We start from the raw sequence: 24,822 nt of genomic DNA, 5'->3' as shown, positions 1-24,822 counted from the left end.
GTGTGTCCGACCTCCGGCGTACAGGGAGCCCCTCCACGATGAACAGGTCCAGCAAGGCAGCGGCCGCCGTGTTGACGGCGGCCGGGATTCTCACGGGCGGGTGGCCGGCCGCCCCGCCTTCCGCGGCGGCAGGCGAGCGCGTGCTCTGGGGGTCCGTGACGATCCCGCCCGGACGGGACGGCATCGTCGAGGCGTCAGGGCTGTCCGGTCCCGTGCTCGGCCTCGGTTCCAGCCTGACGCTGACCGCTCCGGCCGGGGCGAAGGCCACCGCCGTACCGCTCACCGTCGCCGGCTACCGGGGCGAGGTGGCCGCCGACGGCCGTACCGCCGCGTACACCGCCACGTCGGCGGAGAGCCCGTGGCGGACCGGCACCTTCCCCTTCGTCCTCGCGGTGCCCGCCGACGCGGTGCCGGGGACGCGGCTGGACGGGTGCTTGATGCGGCTCGCGGACGCGGAGGGGGTGACGCGGGCGAGCGGGGGGTGCCAGGTGACGGTGGGGCTTCCGTCGCCGGTGCTGTCCCGGCCCGAGTCGGGGGTGCCGCTGGGGTACCGGCCGGCCGCGTCGGGCACGGCGTACCCGGGGGCGCGGGTGACGGTGTCCGACCAGGACGGGAACGAGGTGTGTGCGGACACGGCGGGGGCGGACGGGTTGTGGAGCTGCGCTCCCGGCCGTGATCTGCCCGCGGGGGCGAACCGGTTGCAGGCGACGGCGACGCTGAACGGCGTGTCGGCGTCGAGCGAGCAGATTCAGATCACGGTGGGTCCACCGACCCCGGAGGCGTCGACGGTCCCGCCCCGCTGAAACGGCGCGCGAACGGCAGGTCAGGGCGCCCAGCCTCGGGAACCGCCGGTCGGCCAGGCACCCGTGCCTTCCGGAACCGGCACCTCACACGTGACCCGGCCCCCCGCTCCCGAACGCCCCGCTGGACCCCGGCAGCCACCGTTTCCTCTTCTGGTCCTTACCGGTCCTCGTACTCGCGTGATGCAACTCGTACGGCATCAGCCGCGAGCCGCTGCGCGGCGTGAGCGGTATCTCGTCCGGCTCCCGCATCTCCCGCATCTCCCGCACCGCCCCGCCGTCCGGCAGCTTCGGCTGCTCGTCGGGCTGGGGCCGGGGGGACTCCTGGTCCATGTACCGCATTCCCACACGGACGGCCCAGACCAGGCCACCTGCCACGATGATGCCGCCGATGAAGGCCGCTGCCACGGCCCACTGGTGGGTGTCGGCGGCCAGCTGTACAAGCGTTGCCGTGTTCATGTTTCCGAGTATGGACCAGGAAATGTGATAAAGCTCCCGCTATGTCCGAATCGGCGGCGCCACCCGCTCGGCCCTCCCCGAGGGGCGGCGCCCCGCACCGGGTGGCAGGCTGCGGCCAGAGGAAGGCCGGGACGGGCCGTCGCGTCCCCACGTGTGCAGCTCGGGGCCCGGCCCCGGCCTTCCCGTCTCCGCCGGTTCCGGCTGCGTACGCGTCCCGGCGACCGGCTCCCGAGCCTCCGCCGCCCGCCAGATGCCGATCTCGCGCGGCAGCGCGCTGACGTACGTGCGGTTCTCCACGAGCGCCGCCACGATCCGCATCCGGTGTGGGTTTCCCAGCGCGGTCAGGATCTTGTGCAAAGCGTCACCCATGGGGCGCCGGCGGCGGGACCTCGGGCTTCTGACACGTCTCGGGGTCGGACGGTGGACGTCTCGGGGTCGGCTCCGGGAGGCCCCGAGAAGTGCCGTGTCAGCCGAGGTGCACGGGGAGTGCGGTGAGCCCCCGCAGTAGCGTGCCCGCCCGCCAGGTGAGCGACTCCGGATCGGCGTCGAGGGCGAGATGAGGGTGCCTTCGATGCGGGGGCGCAGCGCGGCGATCCGGCCGGGAGTGAAGTGGTTCGCGACCACCGCCGCAGCCGGGTGTGGTGCGGCGGGTCGCTCTCCAGCGTGTTGCGGCCGACCGCGTGCCCGCCGTCGGACTCCCAGCCGGCCGAGGGCCGGATGTCGTTCCGCAGCCGGGGATCCGTGAGTGCCGTCCGTACCGCCTCCCGGGCCACCACCGGCCGGGCGCCCCCGCTTCCGGGGACGTGCACCCGGTGCACCGGCCCCTCGGCGCGGAGGGCGGCGAGCCGCTCGAAGGGGAAGGGTGTCGGCGCCCACTCCAGGGGCGCCGGTCCGTCGGTGCTGTGAGCGCGCGCGGTGCGGTTCTCTCCGCTCGGCGAACTGTGAAACGGGGAGCAGTCCCCACTTGTCGCCGGGACGATGGCGTCCGCCCGGGGAGCGCTCCCCGGTTCGTGCGGAGGATCCATGAGCGTCGGTGAGGGACCCGAGGGGTCCGGTGCGCCCCGGCTGCGGCGGGACGCGCGGCGGGACCGGGAGCGGCTGGTGGAGGCGGCGCACGCCGTGTTCGCCGAGCAGGGGCTCGAGGCGCCGCTGGACGTGATCGCGCGACGCGCCGGGGTCGGCAACGCGACGCTCCGCCGGCACTTCCCCACCCGGGCCGCGCTCGTGGACGCCGTGTTCCGCGACCCCCTCACGGGGACCATGGAGGCGGGTGAGCGTGCGCGCCGCGCGCCCGACGCGTGGGCCCGTCCGGCGGAGTATCTGGACGCCGTGTTCGCCACCCTTGCGGCCGATCGCGGCACCAACGACCTGATGACCACCCGTCTGCCGGACGTCGAGACGCTCGGCGCCGTCCACGCGCACAACCGCGAGACGGTCGACGTGCTGCTGGAGCGCGCCCGAGCGCAGGGCAGCGTCCGCGCGGACGTCACCACCGAGGACCTGCTCTTCGCCCTGGCGGCACTGGGCCGCGCCGTGCCGCCGCTGGCCGTCGCCGCCGGCCCCGACGCCTGGCGCCGCCCCCTGGCCCTGTTCCTCGAAGGGCTGCGCGGCCCCGCGGCCGGGCCCCGCCCGCGGCCGGGACGGCCGCTCGACGAGGAGGAACTGGGTCAGGTGCTCGGGGAAAGGGGCCCGCACCGGGCCCGCCCCCCGGACGGGTCAACCGGCGGGGTCGCCGCGCGCGGCAGGCCGTAGGCGAGGGCGGCCGAGGACATCTGCACGCGCCACGACAGATTTTCCGTCGAGGCGACTAGAGTTTGACGGTGGGGAACCTGTCCCCGTGGCGGACCGTGACCGCTGTGGTCCGCGGAAAGGTGCGTATGCCCTCGGAAAGTCAGCCGTACGCCGACGGCCGGCAGCCGGACCAGGACCGGCCGCCCGTCGCCGACCGGCTCGACGACGACCACTTCCCGGCCTACACCATGGGCAGGGCCGCGGAACTGGTCGGAGCGACTCCCGCGTTCCTCCGCGCTCTCGGTGAGGCGCGGCTGATCACCCCGACCCGCTCGGACGGTGGTCACCGGCGCTACTCGCGCCACCAGCTGCGGCTCGCCGCCCGCGCCCGCGAGCTCGTCGACCAGGGCACCCCGGTGGACGCCGCGTGCCGGATCGTGAGCCTCGAGGACCAGCTGGAGCAGGCCGAACGGATGAACGAGGAGCTCCGCCGGCAGGGTGCCGACACGGTCCAGGGACACCGCTGAAAATCTGTCCCGGCCGGCGCAGAATTTCCGTCGCGCCCGCGCGAAATTCCTTTCGCTAAACATGCCGTCCGGGTTTATCCAGTGATTTTCCTCGCTTGCCGAGAACATTTTCCGTGCTAGGCTGACGTCAGTTGCAGTTGTGGTTGCCAGTTTGAACCGGTTCTCCGGGCAGGTGATCATCGCGACGATGTAGGGATTCGTGAAGTGCGATTCCCGCACTGTCTCAGGAGAAAAATTATGGCCACCGGTACGGTCAAGTGGTTCAACTCGGAAAAGGGCTTCGGCTTCATCGAGCAGGACGGCGGCGGCGCTGACGTGTTCGCCCACTACTCGAACATCGCCACCTCGGGCTACCGCGAGCTCCAGGAAGGCCAGAAGGTGACCTTCGACGTCACCCAGGGCCAGAAGGGCCCGCAGGCGGAGAACATCGTTCCTGCCTGACCTTCCTGACCTGCACGCAGGTTTGGATGAGCGGGTGCTCGCACGTTACGTGCGGGCACCCGCTTTTCGTTTGTTCACGGACATCTTTTCCGTACGTTTTCCGCCGCTTCCCGCGTGACGATCGCCGTCACGATCAGCGGGACGAGCGGAACGCCCTCGCCCGCAGCGCGTCCACCGCGATCCGCGCCGCCGTGCCGATCACCGCGTCGGCCGCCGGAAGGGTCGCCGCCGTGTGCGCGGTCCGGGTGAAGACGGCGACCGCGTAACGGCCCCCGTCGGGATACTCGACCACGCCCACCTCGTTGCGCAGGGTCGGCAGACTGCCGGTTTTCCCGGCGACATGCACGTCGTCGAAAGGAAAACCCGAGGCCAGACGGTGCGGCCACACCTGAAGCCCCATGATCCGCCGTATGGCCGCGCCATGCTCCGGGGTGCACGCCTCGTCCCGCCACACCGCGCCCAGCAGCCGGGTCATGTCCCGCGGGGTGCTGCGGTTGGTGCGCTCCGGGTCCAGCGCCCGCAGCCGGCTCACCACCCGTGGATCGGCCAGCGCCCGCGCGCCCTCGGGCCCGGCGTCCTCCTTCACGGTGGCGAGCATCTCGCCGAAGGAGTGCACGGCCCGCGTCCGCGTGAGGCCCAGCCGGGCCGTCGTCGCGTTCACCGCGTCCAGACCCACCCGGCGCAGCAGCAGATCGGCGGCCGCGTTGTCGCTGACCGCCATCATCAGATAGGCGAGGTCACGCAGGGACATCCGGGCCGCGTCCAGCATCGCCGCCACCCCCGTCGGCCCCGCCGTCCGTTCCTCCGGCCCGCACTCCACCTGCTCGGCCAGGTCCAGCGCGCCCCGCGCCGCCTGCTCGTGCAGCGCGACCAGCAGACACAGCTTGTGGACGCTCGCCGTGCACACCGGCTGGTCGGCCCCGGCGTCGAGCTGCTCGCCGGAGTCGATGTCGAGGGCGTGCAGCCAGCCGGTGACCCCGGCGTCGGCGAGGGCCGCGTGGATGCGGGCGACGGCGTCCGTCACAGCCAGTACTCCGATGCCGGTCGCAGATGCAGGGGACGGGCCGGCACGTCGGGGACCGCGCCGGCGGCGGTGCGCAGGGCGTGCGTGGCCGCCTCCGCGAACGCCTGCACGGCGGCGTCACCACGCCCCTTCGGCCAGGCCGCGGAGTGCCGCAGCGCGGGCGCCCCGCCGGTCAGCGGCCGCCACACGACGTCCGCCTCCCCGTTCCCCTGCCCCGACGGGGCCGCGTCACGCGGGCACAGCGCCACCGCCCCCGAGGACAGCACCAGGCCCCGGACGAAACTGGCGCCCTGGCCGTGACGTACGGCGGCGGGGGTGAAGCCGCCGCGGGCGCAGGTGGTCAGCAGCTCGTCGTAGAGGGCGGGGGCCGCCGTGCGGGGGAAGAGGATCAGGTCGCGGCCGGACAGCGCGGGCAGCGGGACCTCGTCCAGGCCGGCCGCCGTGGCGGCGGGCAGCAGCACGCCCAGCTCCCTGCGCAGCACCGGGCCCAGCTCCAGACCTGTCACGTCGCACGGGTGGTGGACGACGCCCACGTCCAGGTCGTGCGCCGCGAGCCGGTCGAGCTGCTGGGCCGTGGACAGCTCGTGCAGCTCCAGCTCCAGTCCCGCGTGACGGTCGCCGAAGTCCGCGAGCAGGGCGGCCACGGTCTCGCCGGAGAGGTCAGGGGGCAGTGCGGCGCGCAGCAGTCCCGTCTCGCCGTCGCGCACCCGGCGGGCGGCGGCGAGGAACGACTCCGTGCGGGACAGCACCTCCCGCGCCTCCGCCAGCAGCAGCGTCCCGGCCTCCGTGATCCGCACCTGACGGCTGGTGCGCTCGAACAGCCGCACGCCCAGCTCCCGTTCGAGCCGCTGCACGCGCTGCGAGAGAGGGGGCTGGGCCATGCCGAGACGGGCGGCGGCGCGGCCGAAGTGTGACTCTTCGGCAACAGCCACGAAGCACTCCAAGTGCCGCACCAGGTCCACGACCAGTAATCATATCGAGTATTTATCAGTCCATGATTGATAGCGGACTTGGACGGACGGCCCCTGACGCTGCTGTGGTCGGGGCATGAACACGTTTCCCGACTTCCCCCCTGTCCGTCCCCGCCGTCGTCCTCGCACGGCGGTCAAGGCGCTCGTCGCCGTCTCGGCGGTCGCCGCGGTCGCGGTCGGCGGCGCCTGGGCCGCCGGGCTCGGCCCCTTCGCGGACGAGTCAGGACCCGACCCGGAGGCGGTGGCCGAGGCCCGCGCGTTCCTCGCCGACTGGGCCGCCGGACGCCTCCCGGACGCCGCCGCCCGCACCACCGGGCCCGACCGCGCCCAGGAGGTGCTGAGCAGCTTCACCTCCGGGCTCGACATCGAGAAACCCGTGCTCACGGCAGGGGAGCCCGTGGAGGACGAGGAGTCCGGCGGGCACGCCGTCACCGTGCCGTACACCGCGCGGATGCCCGTCACCGGCCTCGGCACCTGGACGTACACCGCCGAACTGCCGCTGCGGGAGCGGGGCGGCGAGTGGAAGGTGGACTGGCGGCTGTCGCTGGTGCACCCCCGGCTCAGCGGGACGGAGAAGTTCCGCCTGGAGCGGGAGGAGGCCGAGCCGGTCCGCGCGAACGACCGCGCCGGCCGCACCCTGTCGGCGGCCGCCCATCCCTCCCTCGGGCCGGTCCTCACCCAGCTCGCCGGCTCCACGCCCGGCGGAGGCCCGCGCGGGGCGGTGCTCCTCGTCGACCGCGTCACCGGGGAGGTCCGCCGCACCGAGGCGACCTTCGGCTCCGCCACGCCGAAGGACGGGGGGCCCCTGCGCACCACCCTCGACGCCCGCTGGCAGGCGGCCGCCGAGCAGGCCCTGGAGAAGGCCGGCGGGAAGAACGCGGCGCTGGTCGCCCTGCGCGTGGACGACGGTCAGATCCTCGCCGTGGCCAACTCCCCGGCGGACGGCTTCAACCGCGCCGTCTCCGGCACCTACGCCCCCGGCTCCACCTGGAAGATCGTCACCAGCAGCGCCCTGCTGCTGAAGGACGCGGTCGCCCCGGACGACGTCGTGGACTGCCCCCGCTACCTCACCGTCGGGAAGCGGTTCCAGAACGTGGAGACGTCCGCCCACCCGGGCGCCACCTTCCGCAAGGCGTTCACCGAGTCCTGCAACACCGCCTTCATCGGCCTGCGGAGCCGGCTCGGCGACGGCGAGCTCGGGGAGGTCGCGAAGCGGTACTTCGGGGTCGGCCAGACCTGGCACGTGGGCGTCCCCTCGTACGACGGGTCCGTGCCCGAGCCGCGCGACGCGACGGAGAAGGCCGCGTCGATGATCGGGCAGGGCCGGGTGCAGGCCAACCCGCTGATCATGGCGTCGGTCACCGCGACGGCCGTCTCCGGCCGCTTCCACCAGCCCGTCCTCGTCGCCGGCACGGAGGACACCACCAGGACCGAGCCGCTGCCGCCCCGCGTCGTGGATCAGCTGCGCACGCTGCTGCGCGCCACGGTCACCGAGGGCACCGCGCGCGCCCTGGCCCCGCTGGCCGGTGAGATCGGAGGGAAGACCGGCACCGCCGAGGTCTCCGACGCGCAGGATAACAACGGCTGGATGGTCGCCCACCGCGACGGGGTCGCCGTGGCCTGCGTCGTCGAGGAGGGCGTCACCGGCAGCGGCTCGGCCGGACCCGTGCTGCACGCCCTGCTCTCCGCCGCGCCCCGCTCCTGAGCCACGCCCCCACGATCGAAGGAAACGTCCCGTCATGACCGCCCGTCTCTCCCGCCGCTCCCTGCTGCTGACCGCCGCCCTGGCCCCCGTGGCGGGCTGCGCCACCGACGCCCCGGACCGCGCCCCGGCCGCCGGAGCCTCCCCCGGCAGCGGCACACCGTCCCCGGTCAGCCCCCGGAACCTCGCCGCGCTGGAACGCGAGTACGGCGCCCGGCTCGGGGTGTTCGCCGTCGACACCGGCACCGGCGCCACCGTCGTCCACCGCGCCGAGGAGCGCTTCGCGCTCTGCTCCACCTTCAAGACCCTCGCCGCCGCCGCGGTCGTGGACCACCGCCCCGGCGCCCGCCTGGACGAACGGATCCCCTACGGCACGGCCGACCTGGTGCCGTACTCGCCCGTCACCGAGAAGCACACCGGGGAGGGCATGACGCTGCGGCAGCTGTGCGACGCGGCCGTCCGCTACAGCGACAACACGGCCGGCAATCTGCTGCTGCGGGACATCGGCGGCCCGCGCGGCCTCACCGCGTACGCGCGCCGGCTGGGCGACCGGGTGACCCGGCTGGACCACATCGAGCCCGAGCTGAACGGCAACCCGCCCGGCGACCCGCGCGACACCACCACGCCCCGCGCGATCGCCGCCGACTACCGAGCCCTGGTCCTCGGCGACGCGCTGCCCGCAGCCGGGCGCGCCCTGCTCACCGACTGGCTGGTGCGCAACACCACCGGCGACCGCCGCATCCGGGCGGCCGTGCCCCGCGGCTGGCGGGTCGGCGACAAGACCGGCGGCGGCGAGTGGGGCCGGGGCAACGACGTGGCCGTGCTGTGGCCGGACGCCGGTGGTGCGCCGCTGGTGCTGTCGGTGCTGACGGAACGCCCCGACCGCGCCGCCACCCCCAGCGACGAGCTGGTGGCGGAGGCGGCGCGGCGCGTGCTGGACGTATGGAGGTGACGTCCGCCGGTCAGTCCTGGCGGGGCGCCGCCTGCTGGACCACCTCGAAGGACCACAGGGTGGCGCCGGTGGCCGCCGGACGCGGCTTGTCGCCCTGCGGTCCCGCGTGGGCGGCCTGGCCGCGCCCGTCCCTCCAGCGCTCGAAGTCCTCCTCGCTGCGCCAGCGGGTGTAGACGAGATAGGTGTCGGTGCCCTCGACCGGGCGGAGCAGCTCGAACCACTCGAAGCCGTCCGAGCTCTCCACCGCCCCGGCCCGCGCGGCGAACCGCTTCTCCAGCGTCTCGCGCTGGTCCTCCGGCACGGTGAGTACGTTGATCTTGACGACGCTCATGCCGCGATTGTCCCGCAGCCGCCGTGCCGGCCGCCGGTCGGGGCGGCGGCTCGGTCAGCCGAGGCAGATCACCAGCAGGCAGAGGCGCGGGTCGCGCGGCTGCTCGGCGGTGGGCGGCGGGGTGCTGGGCGCCGGCTGCGTGGCCTCGTCGTCGCCCTGGCCCGAGCCGCCGTCGCCGCCCGTGTCGCCGCTCCCGCCGCCGTCGTCCGAGGAGGGCGGGGGCGAGGAGGGCTGCGCGGGCGTCGTCGAGCCGCCGGAGCCGGGGGCTCCGCCGCCGGTGTCCTGGCTCGTCCCGGACCGGTCGCCGGAACGGGAGACCGACTCGGACGCGTCCGAACGTCCCCCGGTGGGCACCTCGGTGGCGGCGGCGCCGTCGGTGTGGGTGCCGGACGGCGGCGCGGTCGTGGTGGGCGCGGCCTCGGGACGCGCCGGGCTGCGGCGGCCCTCGGCCTGCGGCGGCGCCGCCGAGCGCTCCGGGGCGACGGACGGGGTGCCGGCCGTGTCGTCCGTGGTGCCGCCGGCGCCGCCCATGCCGTGCAGGTCGGGCGCGGTGGCGGCCTGGGTACGGTCCGTGCCGCCCCGGTCCGTCGAGGCGAGGGTGATGCCGCCGCCGACGAGCGCCACGGCCGTGGCGACCAGGGCACGCCGCTGCGTCTTCTTCCACCGCGCCAACTGCCGCCGCCGCGCGGCACGCCCGGTACCGGCGCCTGCCGGCAGGGCGGCGCGGTCGCCGGTCTCCTCGGGGTGCGCGCCGGCGTCGGGCCGCGCGGGCGCGGCGAACACGGCGGTCTCGGCCCGGCGGGCGGGGAGGACGGAGTGTATGCCGACGGCGGGGGTGGCGGCGGGGTCGGCGGGGCGCGGGGTGTCGCGGAACCGCGTCGTCTCGGCGGGACGTGCGGTGCCGGTGGGGTGCGGGGTCGCACCCGGTCGTCCGGTGCCTACGGGGCGCGGGGCCTCGTACGACTGTCCCGTGCCGACGGGGTGCGGGGCGTCGCCCGCCCGCCCAGTACCGACGGGGTGCGGGGCGTCGCCCGCCCGCCCAGTACCGACGGGGTGCGGGGCGTCGCCCGGCCGTCCGGCGCGGACGGGGTGCGGTTCGCCGCCCGGCCGCCCGGCGCCGACGGGGCGTGAGGCCTCGTGCGGCCGTCCCGTGCCGACCGGACGCGGGGTTTCCCCGGGCCGTCCCGCGCCGACGGGCCACGTGGTGTCGGCGGACCGAGGGATGTCGAGGGGCCCCGTCGCGCCGATGGGCTGCGCGGAACCGGCGTGCCGTGCGGCCTCGTTGGTCCGCGTCGCTCCGGTGGACCGTGCAGTGCCTGAGGGGCGCGGGATCGCACCCGGCCGGGCGTTGGCGGGGTGGGAGGCGTCGCCCGGTCGTCCGGCGTCGGCGGGCCGCGGGGCGTCGCCCGGCCGTCCGGCGTCCGTCGGCCACGTGGTGTCGATGGACCGTGCGCCGTCGCGGGGCCCCATGGCCCCCGCGGATCCCATGGCCCCGGCGGGCCGCGCAGTTCGCGCGGAATCGACCGGCCGCGCAGGGCCGTTGGGCCGTGCGGAGCCGGCGTGGCGTCCCGTCTCGCCGGGCCGCGAGGTCTCCCCGGACCGTGCGGAACCGCCGGGCCGCGCCGCCTCGTTGGCCCGCGTCGTCTCGGCGGACCGCGCCGGAGCGGTGAACCACCCTCCCTCCGCGGGCCCTTCGCCGGCGGCGCCGTGGGCCGTGCGTGCCGCCTGTCCGGGGACGCGGTGGCCGCCCACCACGCCGGGGGCGATGTCGGGAGCGTAGGCGCCGCAACCCGGGCAGACCAGGGCGCCGTTCAGATGCCGGCGACACGTGGAGCAGTAGTCCATCCGCTGTCTTCCTGAGGTGTCGTACCGGGTGTCCGCGCAGGCGCGGCCGGCCCGGTCCGGGCAGGGGACAGCCACGCTAACCACGCCCATGCCGCGCTGTGTGCAGTCTCTGTGCCGCTCCTGCGCACATTCTCGGCGTGCCAGGGGAGAAGGTCGTGAGCGCACGTGCCGCACCACCGCACAACGGACACACTGCTGAGCAACGTTCTGGGCCCGGCCGGACGTCGGCCCCGACGCCGTACCGCGTGCCGCGTCGGCCGTCCAGCTCCACCCCATGCCGCACGCCCCGCCCGGAAGGCCCCCACTGTGAAGCCCCGTACCACCGCTGCCGCCGCACGCCGTTGTGCCCTGCTGCTGACCGCTTCCCTGACGGCCCTCTCCCTCACCGCCTGCGGTGCGCTCGGATCGGAGGACGACGAGACCCCGGACGCGCGCGCCGACTACGACATCACCGTGGGCCTGCTCCTGCCCGACCGGGACACGGCGCGGTTCGAGAAGTTCGACTACCCGCTCATCAAGGAGCGCATCGCCTCGCAGACGAACAAGCAGGGCGAGGTCGTCTACGCCAACGCCGAGGGCAGCAAGGAGAAGCAGAGCGAGCAGTTCCGGCAGATGATCGGCCGGAAGGTCGACGTCATCCTCGTGGACGCGGTGGACGCGGCCGCCGTCGCGCCGGACGTGCGCCTGGCCAAGCGGGCGGGCATACCCGTCATCGCCTACGACCGGCTCGCCGAGGGCCCGGTCGACGCGTACGTCTCGCACGACAACGAACTCGTCGGCCAGGTGCAGGGACGCGCCCTGGTCAACGCGCTCGGCGAGCAGTCCCAGAAGAAGAAGGTCGTCATGATGAACGGCGAGCCCGCCGACCCGAACACCGCGCTGTTCAAGAAGGGCGCGCTGGGCGAGCTGAGCGGGGCGGTCGACATCGCCGCGTCGTACGACACCAAGAAGTGGCTGCCCGAGGTCGCGGCGGAGAACATGCGCAAGGCCATCAAGGAGGTCGGCGCGGGGAACGTCGCCGCCGTCTACTCCGCGAACGACGGCATGGCCGGCGCGGTGATCGAGGAGCTGCAGAACGCCGGCCTCAGCCAACTGCCGCCCGTCACCGGGCAGGACGCGGACCTGGAGGCGGTGCGGCGGGTCGTCTCGGGCACGCAGTACATGACGGTGTACAAGTCCTTCCTGCTGGAGGCGACGGGGGCCGCGGACATGGCGGTGGCGAAGGTGCAGGACCGGGCGATCCAGTTCGACGCGCTCGCGCGGGACACGATCGACAGCCGCTCGCAGAACGACATCCCGGCGATGCTGGTGCCGGTGGTCGCGCTCACCCGGGAGAACATCGAGGACACGGTGATCGCGGACGGCGTCTACTCCGTCCAGGACATCTGCACCCCCGCGCACGCGGACGACTGCGCGGAGATCGGCCTCACCGGCTGAGGTGACGCAGGTCACGGCAGTGCTCCGCTCAGTTCTCGTCCTTCCTCCGGTCTTCATGGCGTAGGTGTCCGCGAGCGGAGGAAGGACCGGTCGTCATGAGCGCACAGGTGAAGGGCCCCGCCAGTTATTTCCCGTCGATCGAGAAGAAGTACGGCCGCCCCGTGGCCGAGTGGAAGGAGCTGATCCGCTCCTCGCCGCTGACCCGGCACATGGAGCTGGTCACCTGGCTCAAGACCGAGCACGGCCTGGGCCACGGGCACGCGAACGCCCTGGTCGCCCACACCCCCGCGGAGAAGGGGTGACCGCGGGGCGCGGCGGCCGGGCGTAAAGGCGGGCGCGGACGCGCGGGGCGTGCCTAGGATCGCGGCATGTCTGCGCCCACGAGCGACGTGAACCGGTTCCTGGCCGCCAAGCCCCGTCTCGAGGCCATCGCCTACCGGCTGCTCGGCTCCGCGAGCGAGGCCGAGGACGCCGTGCAGGAGGCGTATCTGCGCTGGCAGGCCGCGGACACCGGGCGGATCGAGGTGCCCGAGGCGTGGCTGACGAAGGTGCTCACCAACCTCTGCCTCAACCAGCTCACCTCGGCCCGTGCCCGGCGCGAGACGTACGTGGGGCAGTGGCTGCCCGAGCCGCTGGTCGCCGGGGACCCGATGCTGGGGCCCGCCGACACCGCCGAGCAGCGGGAATCGGTGTCGTTCGCGATGCTCGTGCTGCTGGAGCGGCTGTCGCCGGACGAGCGCGCGGTGTACGTGCTGCGGGAGGCGTTCGGCTACCCGCACAGGGAGATCGCCGAGATCCTCGACGTCAGCGAGGCCGCCAGCCAGCAGATCCTGCACCGGGCGCGGAAGCATGTGGCGCAGGGCAAGGCGCGGCGGGAGATCGACGAGGCCGAGGCGCGGCGGATCGTCGAGGAGTTCCTCGCGGCCGCGACCAGCGGGCGGACCGAGCCGCTGGTCGCGCTGCTCACGCGGGACGCCGTCGCGGTGGGCGACGGCGGCGGGAAGGTGCCGGCGCGGGCCAAGGCGTTCGAGGGCGTCAAGGCGGTGGCCACGTTCCTGCGCGGTCTGTTCAAGCCCGGTCCCGGCAAGCGGGCCGTGGCGGGCGGGTCGCCCGAGCTGTACGCGACCACCGCGAACGGCGATCCGGCCGTGGTGGCGGTCGTCGACGGCCGGGTGATCGGGGTGATGTGCCTGGAGGTCACCGAGGACGGCATCGCGGCGGTCCGCAGCCAGGTCAACCCCGACAAGCTGGAGCGCGTGACGGAGCGGTGGGCCGCCGTCGACCACGGGGAGCCGCTGATGAGGGACGTGTACTGACGCACACGAGGTTGGTGTGATGTAGGTCACATGGTGAAGGTGTCAGGGTTCGGCGGGCTGCCCGGTTCAAGGGGCGAACCAGTCGACGACAGGAGCCTGCCATGCAGCACCGCATCATCGTCCTCGGAGCCGGATACGCCGGAGCCTCCGCCGCCGGACGCCTGGCCAGGCGGCTGCACCGCGACGACGTCTCCCTCACCCTCGTCAACGCCGAGCCCGACTTCGTCGAGCGGGTCCGCAACCATGAGCTGGCCACCGGCCGTGAGCTCCCGCACCGGCCGCTGGCCGACGTGCTCGCCGGGACCGGCGTCGCGCTGAAGGTCGCCCGGGTCACCGCCGTCGACGTCGACCGCAAGGTCGTCGCCGTCACCGGCGACGGCGGCGCCGAGGAACTGGCGTACGACACCCTCGTCCACGCCCTCGGCAGCCGCTGGGACGACCACGGCGTGCCGGGCGCCGCCGAGCACGCGTACGAGATCGCCGGGCGGGCCGGCGCGCTGCGGGTGCGCGAGCGGCTGGCCGGGCTCACCGCCGGGCAGCCGGTGGTCGTGGTGGGCGGTGGCCTCACCGGCCTGGAGGCGGCGACCGAGATCGCCGAGTCGCGTCCCGACCTGGAGGTCACCCTCGCCGCCCGCGGAGGCCTCGGCGACTGGCTGTCGCCCAAGGGGCAGGGGCATCTGCGGGCGGTGTTCGGCCGGCTCGGCATCACCGCGCGCGAGCACGCCGAGGTCACGGCCGTGGAGGACGGCCGCGTGGTCACCGCCGACGGGACGGTCCTGCCGTCCGCGCTCACCGTGTGGACCGCCGGGTTCGCCGTCCACCCGATCGCCCGCGCCACGACCCTGGAGGTCGGCGACAGCGGGCAGATCGTGGTCGACGACACCATGCGGTCGGTCTCGCACCCGGACGTGTACGCGGTCGGCGACGCGGCGCTGGTGCGGGGGCCCGGCGACAAGCCGCTGCGGATGTCGTGCGCGACCGGCACGCCTACCGCGTGGCAGGCCGCCGACGCGATCGCGGCCCGTCTCACCGGCGGGAAGATGCCGCACGTGCCGCTGCGGTACTTCAACCAGTGCGTCTCGCTCGGCCGCAAGGACGGACTCATCCAGTACGTGACCGCCGACGACCGCGCGAAGAACGCGGCACTGACCGGCCGCTTCGCGGCCCTCTACAAGGAGATCATCTGCAAGAGCGCGGCCTGGGGAGTCGCCCACCCGACCCTGGGCATCCCCAGCCGCCGTCGCCGGATCACGCACCCCGCCCCGGCCGAGTCCACGACCGCGGCCCCGGCCCCGGCACCGGAAACAGCGGCCTGACCACGCCTCAAGGCCCGTGTCCGCGGCGGGCCTTGGGGGGTGTAGGCGCCCGGCCCCGGGGAACAAGGACAGCCCCACCACCGCCAGGTGAGGAGTCCTCCCATGCCCGGACGCCCGCTCCTGAACCGCCTCTACGGCGACGCCTTCGCCCTCACCTACCTGGCCGTCTGCGCCGCCCTGACGGTCTGGGCGCTCGCGGCCGGCACGGCCGAGCACGAGGACGCGTCCCTGGCGGGCGTGATCCCGGTCCTCGCCACGGCCCCGGTCAGCATCGCCGCCCTGGCCCTCCCGGGCGGCGCGCCGACGTTCGTACTGGCGGTCATGCTGGGCGCACTGGTCAACGCGGCGGCCATCACCTGGTGTTCACGCCGCCTGCGAGGCGGGAAGCGCTGACGTGAGGGACGGCGGGCCACACCGGCAGCCGGCCCGCGCGCGCCGCCGTCAACTGCGTTGCACCTGGCACATGTGCCCAGGCACGACGGACACGGCAGCCTGCGCCGGCGCGCGCTGCAAGGCGCTGTTGGGCGGCGGTCTGTTCGGCGCCGTGGTGACAGCACCCGCACCCGGCGACGGAGTCGCCCGCGCATCGAGGGGACGGCCGGTGTCGGCCGACACGGCGGTCCCCTCAGACCGCCGCCGTGTCGAACACGTCCATCCCCGCGAGGACGTCCTCCGGGGTCTCCTCGCCCAGGCGTTGTTCGGACCAGATCGTCTTGTCCTCGCGGCCGTGGCGGACGCCCCAGTGGGCGCTGAGGCGCATCACGATGTAGAGGCCCCGGCCGCCCTCGTCGCCGGTGCGGGCGTGGCGGAGGTGGGGGCCCGCGCTGCTCGCGTCCGTCACCTCGGCCAACAGGCGTTCCCCGTCGTGGATGAGGCGCAGCCGTACCGGCCCCTCGCCGTGCAGGATCGCGTTGGTGACGAGTTCGCTGACGATGATCTCCGTGGTGAAGGCGCGCTCGGCGAGGTCCCAGGCGGCGAGCTGCTGGCCGACGAGGCGGCGGGCCGTGCCGACGACGGAGGCGTCCGCGGGCAGCGTCCAGTCGGCGACCCGGTCGGGCGGCAGGCACTCGGTGCGGGCGAGGAGCAGGACGGCGTCGTCGTACCGGGAGGGCGCCATGCGGTAGAGGACGGTGTCGCACAGCTCCTGGAGCGGCCGGGACGGGGTGGCCAGCACGTGTTCCAGGCGGTGCACGGCGTCCGTGTCGCCGTCGCCGTCCCCCTCGGAGCCCAGCAGCCCGTTGGTGACGTGCGCGATCAGGCAGCCCGGCGGGAGCTGGGTGACCGCCGGGGCGAACGCGGCCCCGCCCTCCGCGCCCAGCGGCGGGCCGAGCGGCACGTCCACGTCGATGGGCGAGCCGTCCGGGTCGACCAGGATCGGCGCGGGGTGTCCGGCCCGCATCATGACGCAGCTCCGGGAGACCGGGTCGTAGACGGTGACCGCGCAGGTCGCCAGGTAGGGGTGCGTCACACGCGAGTCGGTGAGCTGTCCGGCGACCTCGTCCAGGTGGGTCAGCACCTCGTCGGTCTCCAGGTCCTGCAGCGCCAGGGTGCGCAGCGCGACCCGGAGCTGCCCCATGGTGGCCGCCGCCTCGATACCGTGCCCGGCGACGTCCCCGACGACCAGCGCCACCCGCGTCCCGGACAGCGGGATGACGTCGAACCAGGCCCCGCCCGCGCTCTCCGGCAGGTACACATGCGCGGTCTCCACCGCCGAGAGCCGCGGGGTCACGCCCGGCTGGAGCCGCCGCTGGAGGGCGGACGCCACCGCGTGCTCGCGGCGGTAGCTGCGCGCGTTGTCCAGGTGGACGGCGGCGGTCGCGGCGGCCTGCCGGGCCACGTCCAGGTCGGCCTCCTCGAAGGCGTCGACCCGGCTGCGGAACAGCGTCAGCAGCCCCAGCACCGTGTCCCGCGCGGTGAGCGGCGCGACGATCATGGAGTGGACCTTCCGCCCCAGCAGGGCGAAGCCGTCCGGGTCCGTCTCCAGCCACGGGTCGTCCGGGGTGACCTGCACCAGCCGCTCGCGCGCGTCGCTGAGGGCCTGTGTGAACGGCGTCGGGAACGGGAAGGGACGGCTGTCGCCGGTGCGCCGGGACGGCTCGACGGAGTCCGGGGCGGCGAACGCGACCCGGCGCAGCGGCACGGACGTCGGCAGGGGACCGGACGGGGGCGCCGCCCCGGTGGGGTCGTCGTCGAGGAGGTCCACGGCCGCCGCGTCGGCGAAGGCCGGGACCAGCGCCTCGACCAGGGCGTCCGCCGTGGCCTGCACGTCGAGAGTGGAGCCGACGGTCCGGTGCACGGTGCTGAGCACGGCGAGGCGGTCGGCCGCGGCCTGCCGCTCGGTCACGTCCTCCACCACGCCGACCACTCCGGGGCCGTCACGCAGCGGGAACAGCGACAGCTCCGCGGCGAGCGTCCGGTGCGGGTCGGACGGGGACCGTCCGCGCAGCAGCCGGCCGCGCACCGGCTCGCCGGTGGTGAGCACCTCGTCGATGAGGTGGTCGAGCTCCGGCTCCATGCCGGGCGCGAAGTCCCGCACGTGGTGGCCGACGACGTCGTCCACGGGAAGGCCGTGCACGCCGCGCGCGGACGGGTTGTACCGGACGACCTTGCGGTCGGCGTCGAGAACGAACAGACCCTGGGGCGAACCGGCGAACAGCGCGTCCAGCACCGCGGCGTCGTCGACGTGGCCGTCCGGCACGGCACACTCCCTTCGCGGGGTCATCCCCCTCCGGGCCTTCTCTCACCTTCTCGCATCACCCGCGCGCGGCAACTCGGCCGGACGGGTCAGCGCGTCCGCAGCACCGGCACCGCCACGTCGTCGCTGCGGTGCGCGCTGCGCCGTACGTCGTCGACGAGCACGTCGGCGAGGCCCTCCGCGTCCAGGTCGCCGGCGTCCTCCGGCCGCACGTCCACCGTCGAGCTGGAGACGGCGGCCGGCCCGCTGCGCGGCAAGCTGATCGGGCTGCCCGGCCGTCCCGGCTGGGGCGTCTGGTACGCCGTCGCCGACACGGGCGTCGACCGCCTGGGACGGGTCACCGTGCACGACACCGAAGGCCGGGTCCACACGCCCTTTCCCTGACGGGGGATGGCGGGGGAGGGCGGCCACGACACCCCCCAGCCGGTGTCGTGGCCGCCCGTGTCTCTTCCGTACCCGCTTACTTGCTGACGGCGAACCGCATCAGGGCGTGCTCGTCGCCCTGCTTGATCTTGCCGGTCTCGTTGATCACCTGGAGCTTCCAGCTGTTGCCGACCTTGACGGCCTTGGCGACGGCGCAGCCGTTGTCCTGGCTGAGCATGCTCGGCCAGATGTCGGCGACCTGCTGGGTGCTGCCGCCGGTGGCGTCGTAGACCTTGAAGCTGATGTTGCGGGCCTTCTGGAAGGAGCTGCCCTTCTTGTAGGCGGCCGCGACGAACACGATCGAGGTGATCGCGCCGGGCAGGCGGGAGAACTCGACGGTCACCGTCTCGTCGTCCCCGTCGCCGTGACCGGTCTGGTTGTCGCCGCTGTGCAGGAGGGAGCCGTTGCCCATCGGGTCGAGCGAGTCCAGGCCGGCCAGGCGGACCGGGTCGCTGCCGGACATGGCGATGGCGATCAGGTCGAGGTCCGTACCGGTCTTGCGGCGCAGCTTGCCGAGCACTCCGCCGCTGGAACCGGCGGTCGGGTCCCAGGAGACCCCGATGGAGAGGTGCGTGACCCCGTCCAGGTCCGCGGGGCCGTCTTCCTTGGTCAGCGTGATCATGAACGAGCCATCCTTCGTCGACGGGTGTACGGCCTTGAGTCTGCCTGGCGCCGCTCCATCCTGAACAGGCGGGTCTGCCCTGAAACGCGATCGTTGCGGGTGCTCAACGCACCGGGAAACCGAAGGAGTAGCCCTGCTCCTTCAGCCAGGGCAGCACGCGGCGCAGCGCCTCGACGGTCTGCGCGCGGTCGCCGCCCGCGTCGTGGAAGAGGATCGTCGGGCCGTTGGGCAGCTCCCGCTGCACGGTCTCGACGATGGAGTCGGCGCCCGGCTGCTCGAAGTCCTTGGTGTCGACGTTCCAGCCCAGGGGGCGCATGCCGCGGGAGGCGGCGACGGCGCGGCTGTGCGGGGTGAAGGCGCCGCCGGGCGCCCGGTAGTAGAGGGGACGGACGCCGCCGGACGCCTCGGTGATCACGCGCTCGGCGTCGAGGATCTCCTTCGACTGGTACGCCTCGGACTTGCGGTCCATGGAGGTGTCGTGGGAGACGGAGTGGTCGCAGAGGACGTGCCCGTCCGCGACGATCTCCTTGACCAGGCCGGGGTGGGTCTGCGCCTGGATGCCGGTGAGGCAGAAGGTGGCCTTCACCCCCTCCTCGCGGAGCAGCTCGAGGACCTGGGGCGTCCAGCGGGGGTCGGGGCCGTCGTCGATGGTGATGTTGACGCCGCGCGGGCCGGCGTCGGAGGCGTGCGCGATCGTGGGGGAGACCCGCTTCACGGCGGCGGGCTTCGCGGACGCGCCGGCCTGAGGGGCGCCGCTGACGTCGGCCTGGGCGGTGTACACCGAGGCGCCGACGGCGAGCATCGTCACCCCGAGGGCGGCCCCGACCACCTTGCCGTACCAGCCCCGTCCACCGCTGTGCCGCGCCATGACCCGCCCCGCTTTCCTGCTGCCGCTCGTCTCCTGGGTCCCGGACTTCTCCGTGAACCACTGGGCAGGACGGGAGACGGACGTCCCCGGATGCGTCCGTTACGGAGCACGGACATGTCCGGGGACGTTCGCGGACAGAAGCGGGGACGCCTGGGCGGGCGCCTGAGCGGACCGGGGGCCCGGTCACCATGGTGACCGGGCCCCCGAGGGGTGGTGCGGCGTCGCGGTGCGGCGCGTCACCAGCGGTACCAGCGGCCTCGGCCGCCGCCCGCGTTGGTGGAGCGCATGACGAAGCCGAGCAGCCAGATCACGAGGACCGCGATGGCGATCCACCACAGGACCTTCACGGCGAAGCCGGCGCCGAACAGGATCAGGGCAAGAAGCAGAACGAGCAGCAAGGGAACCATAGTTAACGACCTCCTGCCGCACCGTTTGCCCTCACTCCGCAGCCGCACACCTCGCAGCCACCTTGTTTGTGAAGGAGGGGTGAGGGCACTCGTGGGGCCACGACACAGTGCCGAACCCTACGAGGAGGCTGTTCCGTGAGTGCCGGTGAGAAGGCCAAGGCGAAGACCGAGCAGGCGCAGGGCAAGGCCCAGGAGGCCGTGGGCCGCGCCACCGGGAACGAGCGCATGGAGGCGGAGGGCCAGGCCACGAAGAGCAAGGGCGACGCCCGCGAGGCCAAGGAGAAGACCAAGGACGCGTTCAAGCACTGACACGCTTCCGACACGCCCGCGTGGGGCCGCCCCGGTGCGCAGCCGGTACGGCCCCACGCGGGCGTGTGCGGTGCAGGTGCGCCGGGTGGCGGAAGCCCCCGAGGAAAGCCGGTGCTTCTTCGTGATGCGCCCGCGGGGCGATGGCCGCTCGACGAGTCGAGTGGGCTCAGTGCGGCGGCGGCGCCGGGTGCAGCGCGTCGTCCACCGAGCAGCCTCCTTCGCCGGGCATGCGCCGGACGCGGGGCGGGGTCCAGGTGCTCGTTCCGCCGGGGGCGACGACGGCGAGGACGCAGTCCACCGGTTCGTGAGGGTCGGCCGGTGGTGACAGGACGATGCCGACGCGTCCGTTCTCCGTCTTCACCTCGGTCGTGATCGACGGGTCCATGTCCAGCGCGGCGAGCGCCCGACGTACCTCGGCCTCGTCCACCCGGCCGCCCTCGGGCACCCGCGGCAGCTTCTCCTCCAGTGCCACCTGCGGCACCTCGGGCGGCGGGCCGAAGCCGAGCGGGAGGCCGCCGGGGCAGGCGACGTCCCGGGCCTCCTCACCCCACTCCGCCCCGGGCGACACCCGCAGGGCGAAGCAGCGCCGCACGGTGACCTCCTCGACGTCGAACCAGCCGTTGTACGCCGAGCCGGACGTGCGGACGACCAGTTCCACCCCGTCGCCCTCGTGCGTGGACGTGCCCTTGACGCGCAGCACCTCCACCGTCGACGCCGGCCGCCCCACGGCCTCGGCCGTACGCGGACGCGGACCGTGGAGCCGCTGGCCGGCGTGCGTCGCCGTCTCCCGCGCGGCGTCGGTCGCCTCCTCCTCGGACGACCGGATCACCCCGCAAGCCGTAAGGGCCGGCAACACCGGGGCGAGCAGCACGAGTCGACGCATGCGCCCACCCTTTCGCGCACTCGTCCGCCGGACATCCGTACGCCTACTCGGATTCATATCCAAGACTCCGGGAATCGACCCGTGTTTTTCATCGACTCCTCATCCGCCGTTGGTTGCGTGTGCGAGTCCGTTCGGTCCGAGAGTGACGAGTGAGGAGGCGCATGGTGTTCCTGTCGAAGGCAGCCCCGGCACAAGAGGGTCAGGCGGTCGGCGAGGAACCGTTGCACGTGGCCAGCAGGCTGCACGCCTTCAACCGGTTCGAGCTGAAGTACTTGGTCCCGGTGGAGCAGGCGGCCGAGATCCGGGACGAGCTGGCCGAGCGGATGGACCGCGACGAGCACAGCCCGGTCGGCGGCTACGGCGTGTGGAGCCTGTACTACGACACCCCGGAGCTGCGGTTCTACTGGGAGAAGATCGAGGGCCTGAAGTTCCGGCGCAAGCTCCGCATCCGGCACTACGGCGACCTCGCCGGCGTCACCGACGACTCCCCCGTCTGCGTCGAGATCAAGCAGCGGGTCAACCGGGTCACCCAGAAGCGCCGCATCACCCTCCCCTACGGCACGGCCCGCCGGCTGTGCGACGACCGGGAGCTGATCGAGCACTCGCCGAAGGAGAGCGCCTTCGTCCAGGAGGTCCTCGAACTGGTCGTGCGCCTCAATCTGCGGCCCGTGGCGATCACCGGCTACCAGCGCGAGGCCCTCGTGGGCCGGGACGCGGACACGGGTCTGCGGGTCACCTTCGACCGCCGGATCCGCGGCCGTGACCGGGACTTCCACTTCGGGGTCCCGACGCCCGAGAACCGGTTCACCATCCCGCCGCACATGGCGGTCATGGAGGTCAAGGTCAACGAGCGCACCCCGCACTGGATCACCGACCTGGCCGCCCGCCGCAACCTCAACCTCGTCCGCATCTCGAAGTACGTGCAGTCCGTCGAGGCGTTCGGGCTCGCCCCGCGCTCGGTGTTCCACATCGACGAGTCGGACTGCCCCCCGCCCACCCCCACCGACGAAACGCCGCTCGCCCAGCGGCCGGCGCGGCCCACCGCGTCCCCGAAGGCAGGAACCCCGTGAACTTCGATCTCCAACTCCAGGAACTCAGCGGCACGTTCAGCGTGGCCGACGTCGTCGCCGCGATGGCGCTGTCGTTCATCCTGTCCACGCTGATCGGCTACACGTACCGGTACACGCACCGGAACGTCTCCTACAGCCAGTCCTCCGTGCAGACGCTGGTCGTCGTCGGCATGGTCGTCGCCCTGATCATGCTGGTCGTCGGCTCGAACCTGGCCCGCGCGTTCTCGCTGGTCGGCGCGTTGTCCGTGGTCCGTTTCCGTAACGCGGTGAAGGAGACCAGGGACGTCGGCTTCATCTTCCTGGCCATGGCGATCGGCATGGCCTGCGGCGCCCGCTTCTACACGCTCGCCGCGGTCGGCGCGGTCGTCATCTGCGCCGTCGTCCTGGTGATGTTCAAGTTCAACTGGTTCGCGCTGAACGTCCAGCGTCAGGTGGTCAAGGTCCAGGTCCCCGCCGGGGACGACCACACCCCGCAGATCCGTGACGTCCTCATCAAGTACACCAGCGAGTTCGAGCTGGTCAGCACGGAGACCATCCGCGGCGGCGCGCTCACCGAGGTGTTCTACACGGTGCGGCTGAAGAAGGGCGCCGAGCCGGGCGACCTGGTCGCGGCCCTGCAGGAACGTACGGCGGGTCAGCGGGTCACCGTGCTCACCGGTTACGACACGACGGACCTGTGATGAGCGGCGGGACGAGCGCGCGGCGCGGGCGACGGCTGCGTGACCGGCTGCCCGTCCGGCTGCGCCACCACTGGAAGCCGGCCGCGTCCCTGGGCGTCGGAGTCGTCTGCCTGGTCTGGGCGTTCGGCGACGCGCGGGTCTCCCCGTACGTGACGTCGTCCTCGCGGGCCGAGGCGGACATCATCGTGGACGACGTGCGCGGCACGGTCGACCTGTACGACGCCTCGGTGCCGCACTCCATCGAAGTCACCTATCGCCAGGACGACTTCGACAAGATGATGAAGGAGTTCAAGGAGGACGGCACCAAGGACTACATCGAGGCCGACCTCGTCATCGACGGAGTCGCCCTCGATGATGTGGGGCTCCGCCTCAAGGGCAACTCCACCCTCCAGTCTCTGCGCGGCGACAGGGGCATGCCCGGTGGCGGCCGGGACCTGCCCGAGGGCGCGCAGGAGGCACCGGGCCGCGCCGGCGCCGAAGGCGGCGCCGGCGGGCCCGGCGGCACAGGCGGCGCGGGTGGCGAGGGTGGCGCGGACGGCCAGGGTGGCACAGGAGGCGCGGGTGGCGCGGACGGCGAGGGTGGCGCAGGCGGCGCGGGAGGTGCGGCCGGTCCCGGCGGCATGGGCGGCGGGATGACGCAGTACGAGCTCTCCGCCGAGAAGCCCGAGGAGCTGCCCTGGCTCGTCAAGATCGACGAGTACATCGAGGGCCGCGCCTACCAGGGCGAACGCGAGATCTCCCTGCGCCCCGGCGTCGACGGCCAGGTCCCGCTCAACGAGGCCCTGTCCCTCTCCCTCACGGACGAGAGCGGCCAGAAGGCCGAGCGCTACAGCTTCACCCGCTTCACGGTGAACAACCGCCCCACCGTCACCCGCCTGATGGTGGAGGCGCCGGACACCGAGTACGCGGAGGAGGTCGCGGACGGCAACGGCGTCCTCTACAAGGCGCGTGCGGGCAGCAGCTTCACGTACCGCGGGGACGACCCCACCGAGTACGAGAGCGACTTCAAGCAGCTCAACAAGAAGGGCAGCCAGGACCTCGAACCGGTGATGCGGCTCATCAAGTGGGTCGACGGCGCCACGGACGAGGAGTTCGCCCGCGACCTCGACACGTACGTCGACGTCGAGTCGCTGGCGTCGTACGTCGCCACGCAGAACCTCCTGCTGAACTTCGACGACATGGCCGGGCCGGGCAAGAACTACCTGCTCTGGTACGACCTGGACACCAAGAAGTTCTCCGTCCTGGGCTGGGACTACAACCTGACGTTCAGCGGCGACGCCACCGCCGGGCCGGACGACTCCGTCGGCATGGGCGGGGGCGGGATGCGCCCGGGGGCCGGGAACGGGGGTGCCGGAAACGGGACCGAAGGCGGGACGGCCACCGGCGGGACCGGCGCGCAGGAGCCCCCGGCCGGCGGTGCGATGCCGTCCGGTGTCCCGGAGATGCCGCAGGACGGCATGCCCGAGGGGCTTCCGGAAGGCTTCCCGGAAGGTATGCCGGAGGGCTTCCCCGGCGGTACGGCCGGCGACGGCGGCACCGCGGCGGACGGCGGCACCGGTGACGACGACGGCGCCGAAGCAGGCGCAGGCCCCGGTGCCGGACGCGGCGGCGGCCCCGGTTTCGCCGAGCACCCGCTGAAGACCAGGTTCCTGGCGTCCGACGCCTTCGACGAGGTCTACAAGAAGGCGTACCGCGAGCTGTACGAGACCTTCTACGCCTCCGGCACCGCCGAGAAGCAGCTGCGGACCCTCGCCGAGCAGGCCCGCGCCGCCGGGGCGGACTCCGACGAGCTGGACACCGCGGTGACCCGGCTCACCACGACGGTCACCGAACGCGCCAAGGCCCTGGCCGCGGACAAGGACGTGACCGGCTGAACCCCCGGCGTCCCGGACCGCTCCCTTCCCCCCGAGGGCGTGTCCGGGACGCCGGGCCATATCCACCCGGTGTTCACAGCCTCGCTCCCCGCGTTCACAGCTTCGCTCCCTACGATGACGCCGCCCCACGCCGCCCCAC

Annotated in this window: 27 protein-coding genes and 3 pseudogenes; 16 read left to right on the top strand and 14 right to left on the bottom strand. The window is 73.5% G+C overall.

Features of this window, described 5'->3' with window-relative positions; genetic code table 11:
* Window positions 1-38 precede the first annotated feature (38 nt).
* Complete coding sequence (locus tag ACQY0Z_RS06420; protein ID WP_439811949.1) at window positions 39-803, top strand: carboxypeptidase regulatory-like domain-containing protein; 765 nt, start codon at window positions 39-41, stop codon at window positions 801-803.
* A gap of 84 nt (window positions 804-887) precedes the next feature.
* Here ACQY0Z_RS06420 and ACQY0Z_RS06415 read toward each other — a convergent pair whose 3' ends face one another.
* From ACQY0Z_RS06415 to ACQY0Z_RS06405, 3 genes and pseudogenes are all read right to left on the bottom strand, one after another.
* Window positions 888-1,259, bottom strand: a complete 372-nt coding sequence (locus tag ACQY0Z_RS06415) for a DUF6479 family protein (RefSeq protein ID WP_189897714.1) — start codon at window positions 1,257-1,259, stop codon at window positions 888-890.
* 243 nt (window positions 1,260-1,502) lie between these two features.
* Window positions 1,503-1,628: pseudogene (locus ACQY0Z_RS06410) on the bottom strand (ArsR family transcriptional regulator); the annotation flags it as partial.
* Between the two features lie 198 nt (window positions 1,629-1,826).
* Window positions 1,827-2,140 (bottom strand): annotated as a pseudogene (locus ACQY0Z_RS06405) (cytochrome P450); the annotation flags it as partial.
* A 142-nt stretch (window positions 2,141-2,282) separates the two neighbouring features.
* On the opposite strand from ACQY0Z_RS06405, the gene ACQY0Z_RS06400 reads away from it, so the two are divergent.
* The 3 genes from ACQY0Z_RS06400 to ACQY0Z_RS06390 all read left to right on the top strand — a co-directional run bounded on the left by ACQY0Z_RS06400 (window position 2,283) and on the right by ACQY0Z_RS06390 (window position 3,958).
* The gene (locus ACQY0Z_RS06400; RefSeq protein WP_439811948.1) at window positions 2,283-3,011 is read left to right on the top strand and encodes a TetR/AcrR family transcriptional regulator; all 729 of its coding nucleotides are present in this window, start codon (window positions 2,283-2,285) and stop codon (window positions 3,009-3,011) included.
* Window positions 3,012-3,136: 125 nt separating this feature from the next.
* A complete protein-coding gene (locus ACQY0Z_RS06395; protein ID WP_254588204.1) occupies window positions 3,137-3,517 on the top strand; it encodes a MerR family transcriptional regulator in 381 nt (126 codons plus the stop codon).
* Window positions 3,518-3,754: 237 nt separating this feature from the next.
* A complete protein-coding gene (locus tag ACQY0Z_RS06390) occupies window positions 3,755-3,958 on the top strand; it encodes a cold-shock protein (RefSeq protein WP_006134583.1) in 204 nt (67 codons plus the stop codon).
* A 133-nt stretch (window positions 3,959-4,091) separates the two neighbouring features.
* On the opposite strand, the gene ACQY0Z_RS06385 is transcribed toward ACQY0Z_RS06390, so the two are convergent.
* Both ACQY0Z_RS06385 and ACQY0Z_RS06380 read right to left on the bottom strand, forming a co-directional pair.
* On the bottom strand, window positions 4,092-4,982 hold the full coding sequence (locus ACQY0Z_RS06385) for a serine hydrolase (protein WP_254588205.1): 891 nt from the start codon (window positions 4,980-4,982) through the stop codon (window positions 4,092-4,094).
* Window positions 4,979-5,944: a LysR family transcriptional regulator gene (locus ACQY0Z_RS06380; RefSeq protein WP_347225587.1), complete on the bottom strand. Its 966-nt coding sequence runs from the start codon at window positions 5,942-5,944 to the stop codon at window positions 4,979-4,981. Before ACQY0Z_RS06380 ends, ACQY0Z_RS06385 begins: the two co-directional genes overlap by 4 nt.
* An 85-nt stretch (window positions 5,945-6,029) precedes the next feature.
* Here ACQY0Z_RS06380 and ACQY0Z_RS06375 point away from each other — a divergent pair, with 85 nt between their 5' ends.
* Both ACQY0Z_RS06375 and bla read left to right on the top strand, forming a co-directional pair.
* The gene (locus ACQY0Z_RS06375) at window positions 6,030-7,658 is read left to right on the top strand and encodes a penicillin-binding transpeptidase domain-containing protein (RefSeq protein ID WP_439811947.1); all 1,629 of its coding nucleotides are present in this window, start codon (window positions 6,030-6,032) and stop codon (window positions 7,656-7,658) included.
* A 34-nt stretch (window positions 7,659-7,692) separates the two neighbouring features.
* Entirely contained in the window at window positions 7,693-8,607 is a 915-nt protein-coding gene (gene bla / locus ACQY0Z_RS06370; RefSeq protein WP_439811946.1) for a class A beta-lactamase, read from the top strand.
* A 10-nt stretch (window positions 8,608-8,617) separates the two neighbouring features.
* Here bla and ACQY0Z_RS06365 read toward each other — a convergent pair whose 3' ends face one another.
* Window positions 8,618-8,938 (bottom strand): antibiotic biosynthesis monooxygenase family protein, encoded by a 321-nt coding sequence (locus ACQY0Z_RS06365; RefSeq protein ID WP_028959568.1) that lies wholly within the window; start codon window positions 8,936-8,938, stop codon window positions 8,618-8,620.
* A gap of 54 nt (window positions 8,939-8,992) precedes the next feature.
* Window positions 8,993-9,721: an SCO2400 family protein gene (locus ACQY0Z_RS06360; protein ID WP_439813404.1), complete on the bottom strand. Its 729-nt coding sequence runs from the start codon at window positions 9,719-9,721 to the stop codon at window positions 8,993-8,995.
* A 126-nt stretch (window positions 9,722-9,847) separates the two neighbouring features.
* On the opposite strand from ACQY0Z_RS06360, the gene ACQY0Z_RS06355 reads away from it, so the two are divergent.
* Window positions 9,848-10,069: a hypothetical protein gene (locus ACQY0Z_RS06355; RefSeq protein WP_439813403.1), complete on the top strand. Its 222-nt coding sequence runs from the start codon at window positions 9,848-9,850 to the stop codon at window positions 10,067-10,069.
* 474 nt (window positions 10,070-10,543) lie between these two features.
* Here the strand turns inward: ACQY0Z_RS06355 and ACQY0Z_RS06350 are convergent.
* Window positions 10,544-10,783, bottom strand: a pseudogene (locus ACQY0Z_RS06350) (SCO2400 family protein); the annotation flags it as partial.
* A gap of 306 nt (window positions 10,784-11,089) precedes the next feature.
* Here ACQY0Z_RS06350 and ACQY0Z_RS06345 point away from each other — a divergent pair.
* The 5 genes from ACQY0Z_RS06345 to ACQY0Z_RS06325 all read left to right on the top strand — a co-directional run bounded on the left by ACQY0Z_RS06345 (window position 11,090) and on the right by ACQY0Z_RS06325 (window position 15,245).
* Window positions 11,090-12,220 carry a sugar ABC transporter substrate-binding protein gene (locus ACQY0Z_RS06345; protein ID WP_381726890.1) on the top strand — a complete coding sequence of 377 codons (1,131 nt, stop codon included), beginning with the start codon at window positions 11,090-11,092 and terminating at the stop codon, window positions 12,218-12,220.
* A 95-nt stretch (window positions 12,221-12,315) separates the two neighbouring features.
* Window positions 12,316-12,522: a DUF4287 domain-containing protein gene (locus tag ACQY0Z_RS06340; protein ID WP_439811945.1), complete on the top strand. Its 207-nt coding sequence runs from the start codon at window positions 12,316-12,318 to the stop codon at window positions 12,520-12,522.
* A gap of 66 nt (window positions 12,523-12,588) precedes the next feature.
* Entirely contained in the window at window positions 12,589-13,536 is a 948-nt protein-coding gene (locus ACQY0Z_RS06335) for an RNA polymerase sigma-70 factor (RefSeq protein WP_439811944.1), read from the top strand.
* Window positions 13,537-13,637: 101 nt separating this feature from the next.
* Window positions 13,638-14,852 carry an NAD(P)/FAD-dependent oxidoreductase gene (locus ACQY0Z_RS06330; RefSeq protein ID WP_439811943.1) on the top strand — a complete coding sequence of 405 codons (1,215 nt, stop codon included), beginning with the start codon at window positions 13,638-13,640 and terminating at the stop codon, window positions 14,850-14,852.
* 102 nt (window positions 14,853-14,954) lie between these two features.
* Entirely contained in the window at window positions 14,955-15,245 is a 291-nt protein-coding gene (locus ACQY0Z_RS06325; RefSeq protein ID WP_189897698.1) for an SCO4225 family membrane protein, read from the top strand.
* Window positions 15,246-15,477: 232 nt separating this feature from the next.
* Here ACQY0Z_RS06325 and ACQY0Z_RS06320 read toward each other — a convergent pair whose 3' ends face one another.
* The 5 genes from ACQY0Z_RS06320 to ACQY0Z_RS06300 form a co-directional block, all read right to left on the bottom strand.
* The gene (locus tag ACQY0Z_RS06320) at window positions 15,478-17,550 is read right to left on the bottom strand and encodes an ATP-binding SpoIIE family protein phosphatase (RefSeq protein WP_254587992.1); all 2,073 of its coding nucleotides are present in this window, start codon (window positions 17,548-17,550) and stop codon (window positions 15,478-15,480) included.
* Window positions 17,551-17,636: 86 nt separating this feature from the next.
* Complete coding sequence (locus tag ACQY0Z_RS06315) at window positions 17,637-17,888, bottom strand: hypothetical protein (protein WP_347225582.1); 252 nt, start codon at window positions 17,886-17,888, stop codon at window positions 17,637-17,639.
* Window positions 17,889-18,007: 119 nt separating this feature from the next.
* Complete coding sequence (locus tag ACQY0Z_RS06310; protein WP_189897693.1) at window positions 18,008-18,592, bottom strand: TerD family protein; 585 nt, start codon at window positions 18,590-18,592, stop codon at window positions 18,008-18,010.
* Window positions 18,593-18,695: 103 nt separating this feature from the next.
* Entirely contained in the window at window positions 18,696-19,460 is a 765-nt protein-coding gene (locus tag ACQY0Z_RS06305) for a polysaccharide deacetylase family protein (protein WP_439811942.1), read from the bottom strand.
* 236 nt (window positions 19,461-19,696) lie between these two features.
* Complete coding sequence (locus tag ACQY0Z_RS06300; RefSeq protein WP_033276627.1) at window positions 19,697-19,867, bottom strand: hypothetical protein; 171 nt, start codon at window positions 19,865-19,867, stop codon at window positions 19,697-19,699.
* Between the two features lie 135 nt (window positions 19,868-20,002).
* On the opposite strand from ACQY0Z_RS06300, the gene ACQY0Z_RS06295 reads away from it, so the two are divergent.
* On the top strand, window positions 20,003-20,176 hold the full coding sequence (locus tag ACQY0Z_RS06295; RefSeq protein ID WP_189897690.1) for a CsbD family protein: 174 nt from the start codon (window positions 20,003-20,005) through the stop codon (window positions 20,174-20,176).
* Between the two features lie 166 nt (window positions 20,177-20,342).
* Here ACQY0Z_RS06295 and ACQY0Z_RS06290 read toward each other — a convergent pair whose 3' ends face one another.
* Window positions 20,343-21,059: a translation initiation factor IF-2 gene (locus ACQY0Z_RS06290; RefSeq protein ID WP_189897688.1), complete on the bottom strand. Its 717-nt coding sequence runs from the start codon at window positions 21,057-21,059 to the stop codon at window positions 20,343-20,345.
* 161 nt (window positions 21,060-21,220) lie between these two features.
* Between ACQY0Z_RS06290 and ACQY0Z_RS06285 the strand changes: the two genes are divergently transcribed.
* Genes ACQY0Z_RS06285 through ACQY0Z_RS06275 form a run of 3 tightly spaced genes read left to right on the top strand, consistent with a single transcriptional unit; the run spans window position 21,221 to window position 24,683 of the window.
* Window positions 21,221-22,129: a polyphosphate polymerase domain-containing protein gene (locus ACQY0Z_RS06285; RefSeq protein ID WP_439811941.1), complete on the top strand. Its 909-nt coding sequence runs from the start codon at window positions 21,221-21,223 to the stop codon at window positions 22,127-22,129.
* On the top strand, window positions 22,126-22,809 hold the full coding sequence (locus tag ACQY0Z_RS06280; RefSeq protein WP_439811940.1) for a DUF4956 domain-containing protein: 684 nt from the start codon (window positions 22,126-22,128) through the stop codon (window positions 22,807-22,809). The genes ACQY0Z_RS06285 and ACQY0Z_RS06280 overlap by 4 nt, the downstream gene beginning before the upstream one ends.
* Window positions 22,809-24,683, top strand: a complete 1,875-nt coding sequence (locus ACQY0Z_RS06275) for a CotH kinase family protein (protein ID WP_439811939.1) — start codon at window positions 22,809-22,811, stop codon at window positions 24,681-24,683. The genes ACQY0Z_RS06280 and ACQY0Z_RS06275 overlap by 1 nt, the downstream gene beginning before the upstream one ends.
* The last annotated feature ends 139 nt before the right edge of the window (window positions 24,684-24,822 follow it).

The organism is Streptomyces sp. P9-2 (assembly GCF_051903975.1).
Taxonomy (GTDB): domain Bacteria; phylum Actinomycetota; class Actinomycetes; order Streptomycetales; family Streptomycetaceae; genus Streptomyces; species Streptomyces cellulosae.
Note: the sequence above shows the minus strand (reverse complement) of the source record. Positions and strands in the feature narration are given on the sequence as shown.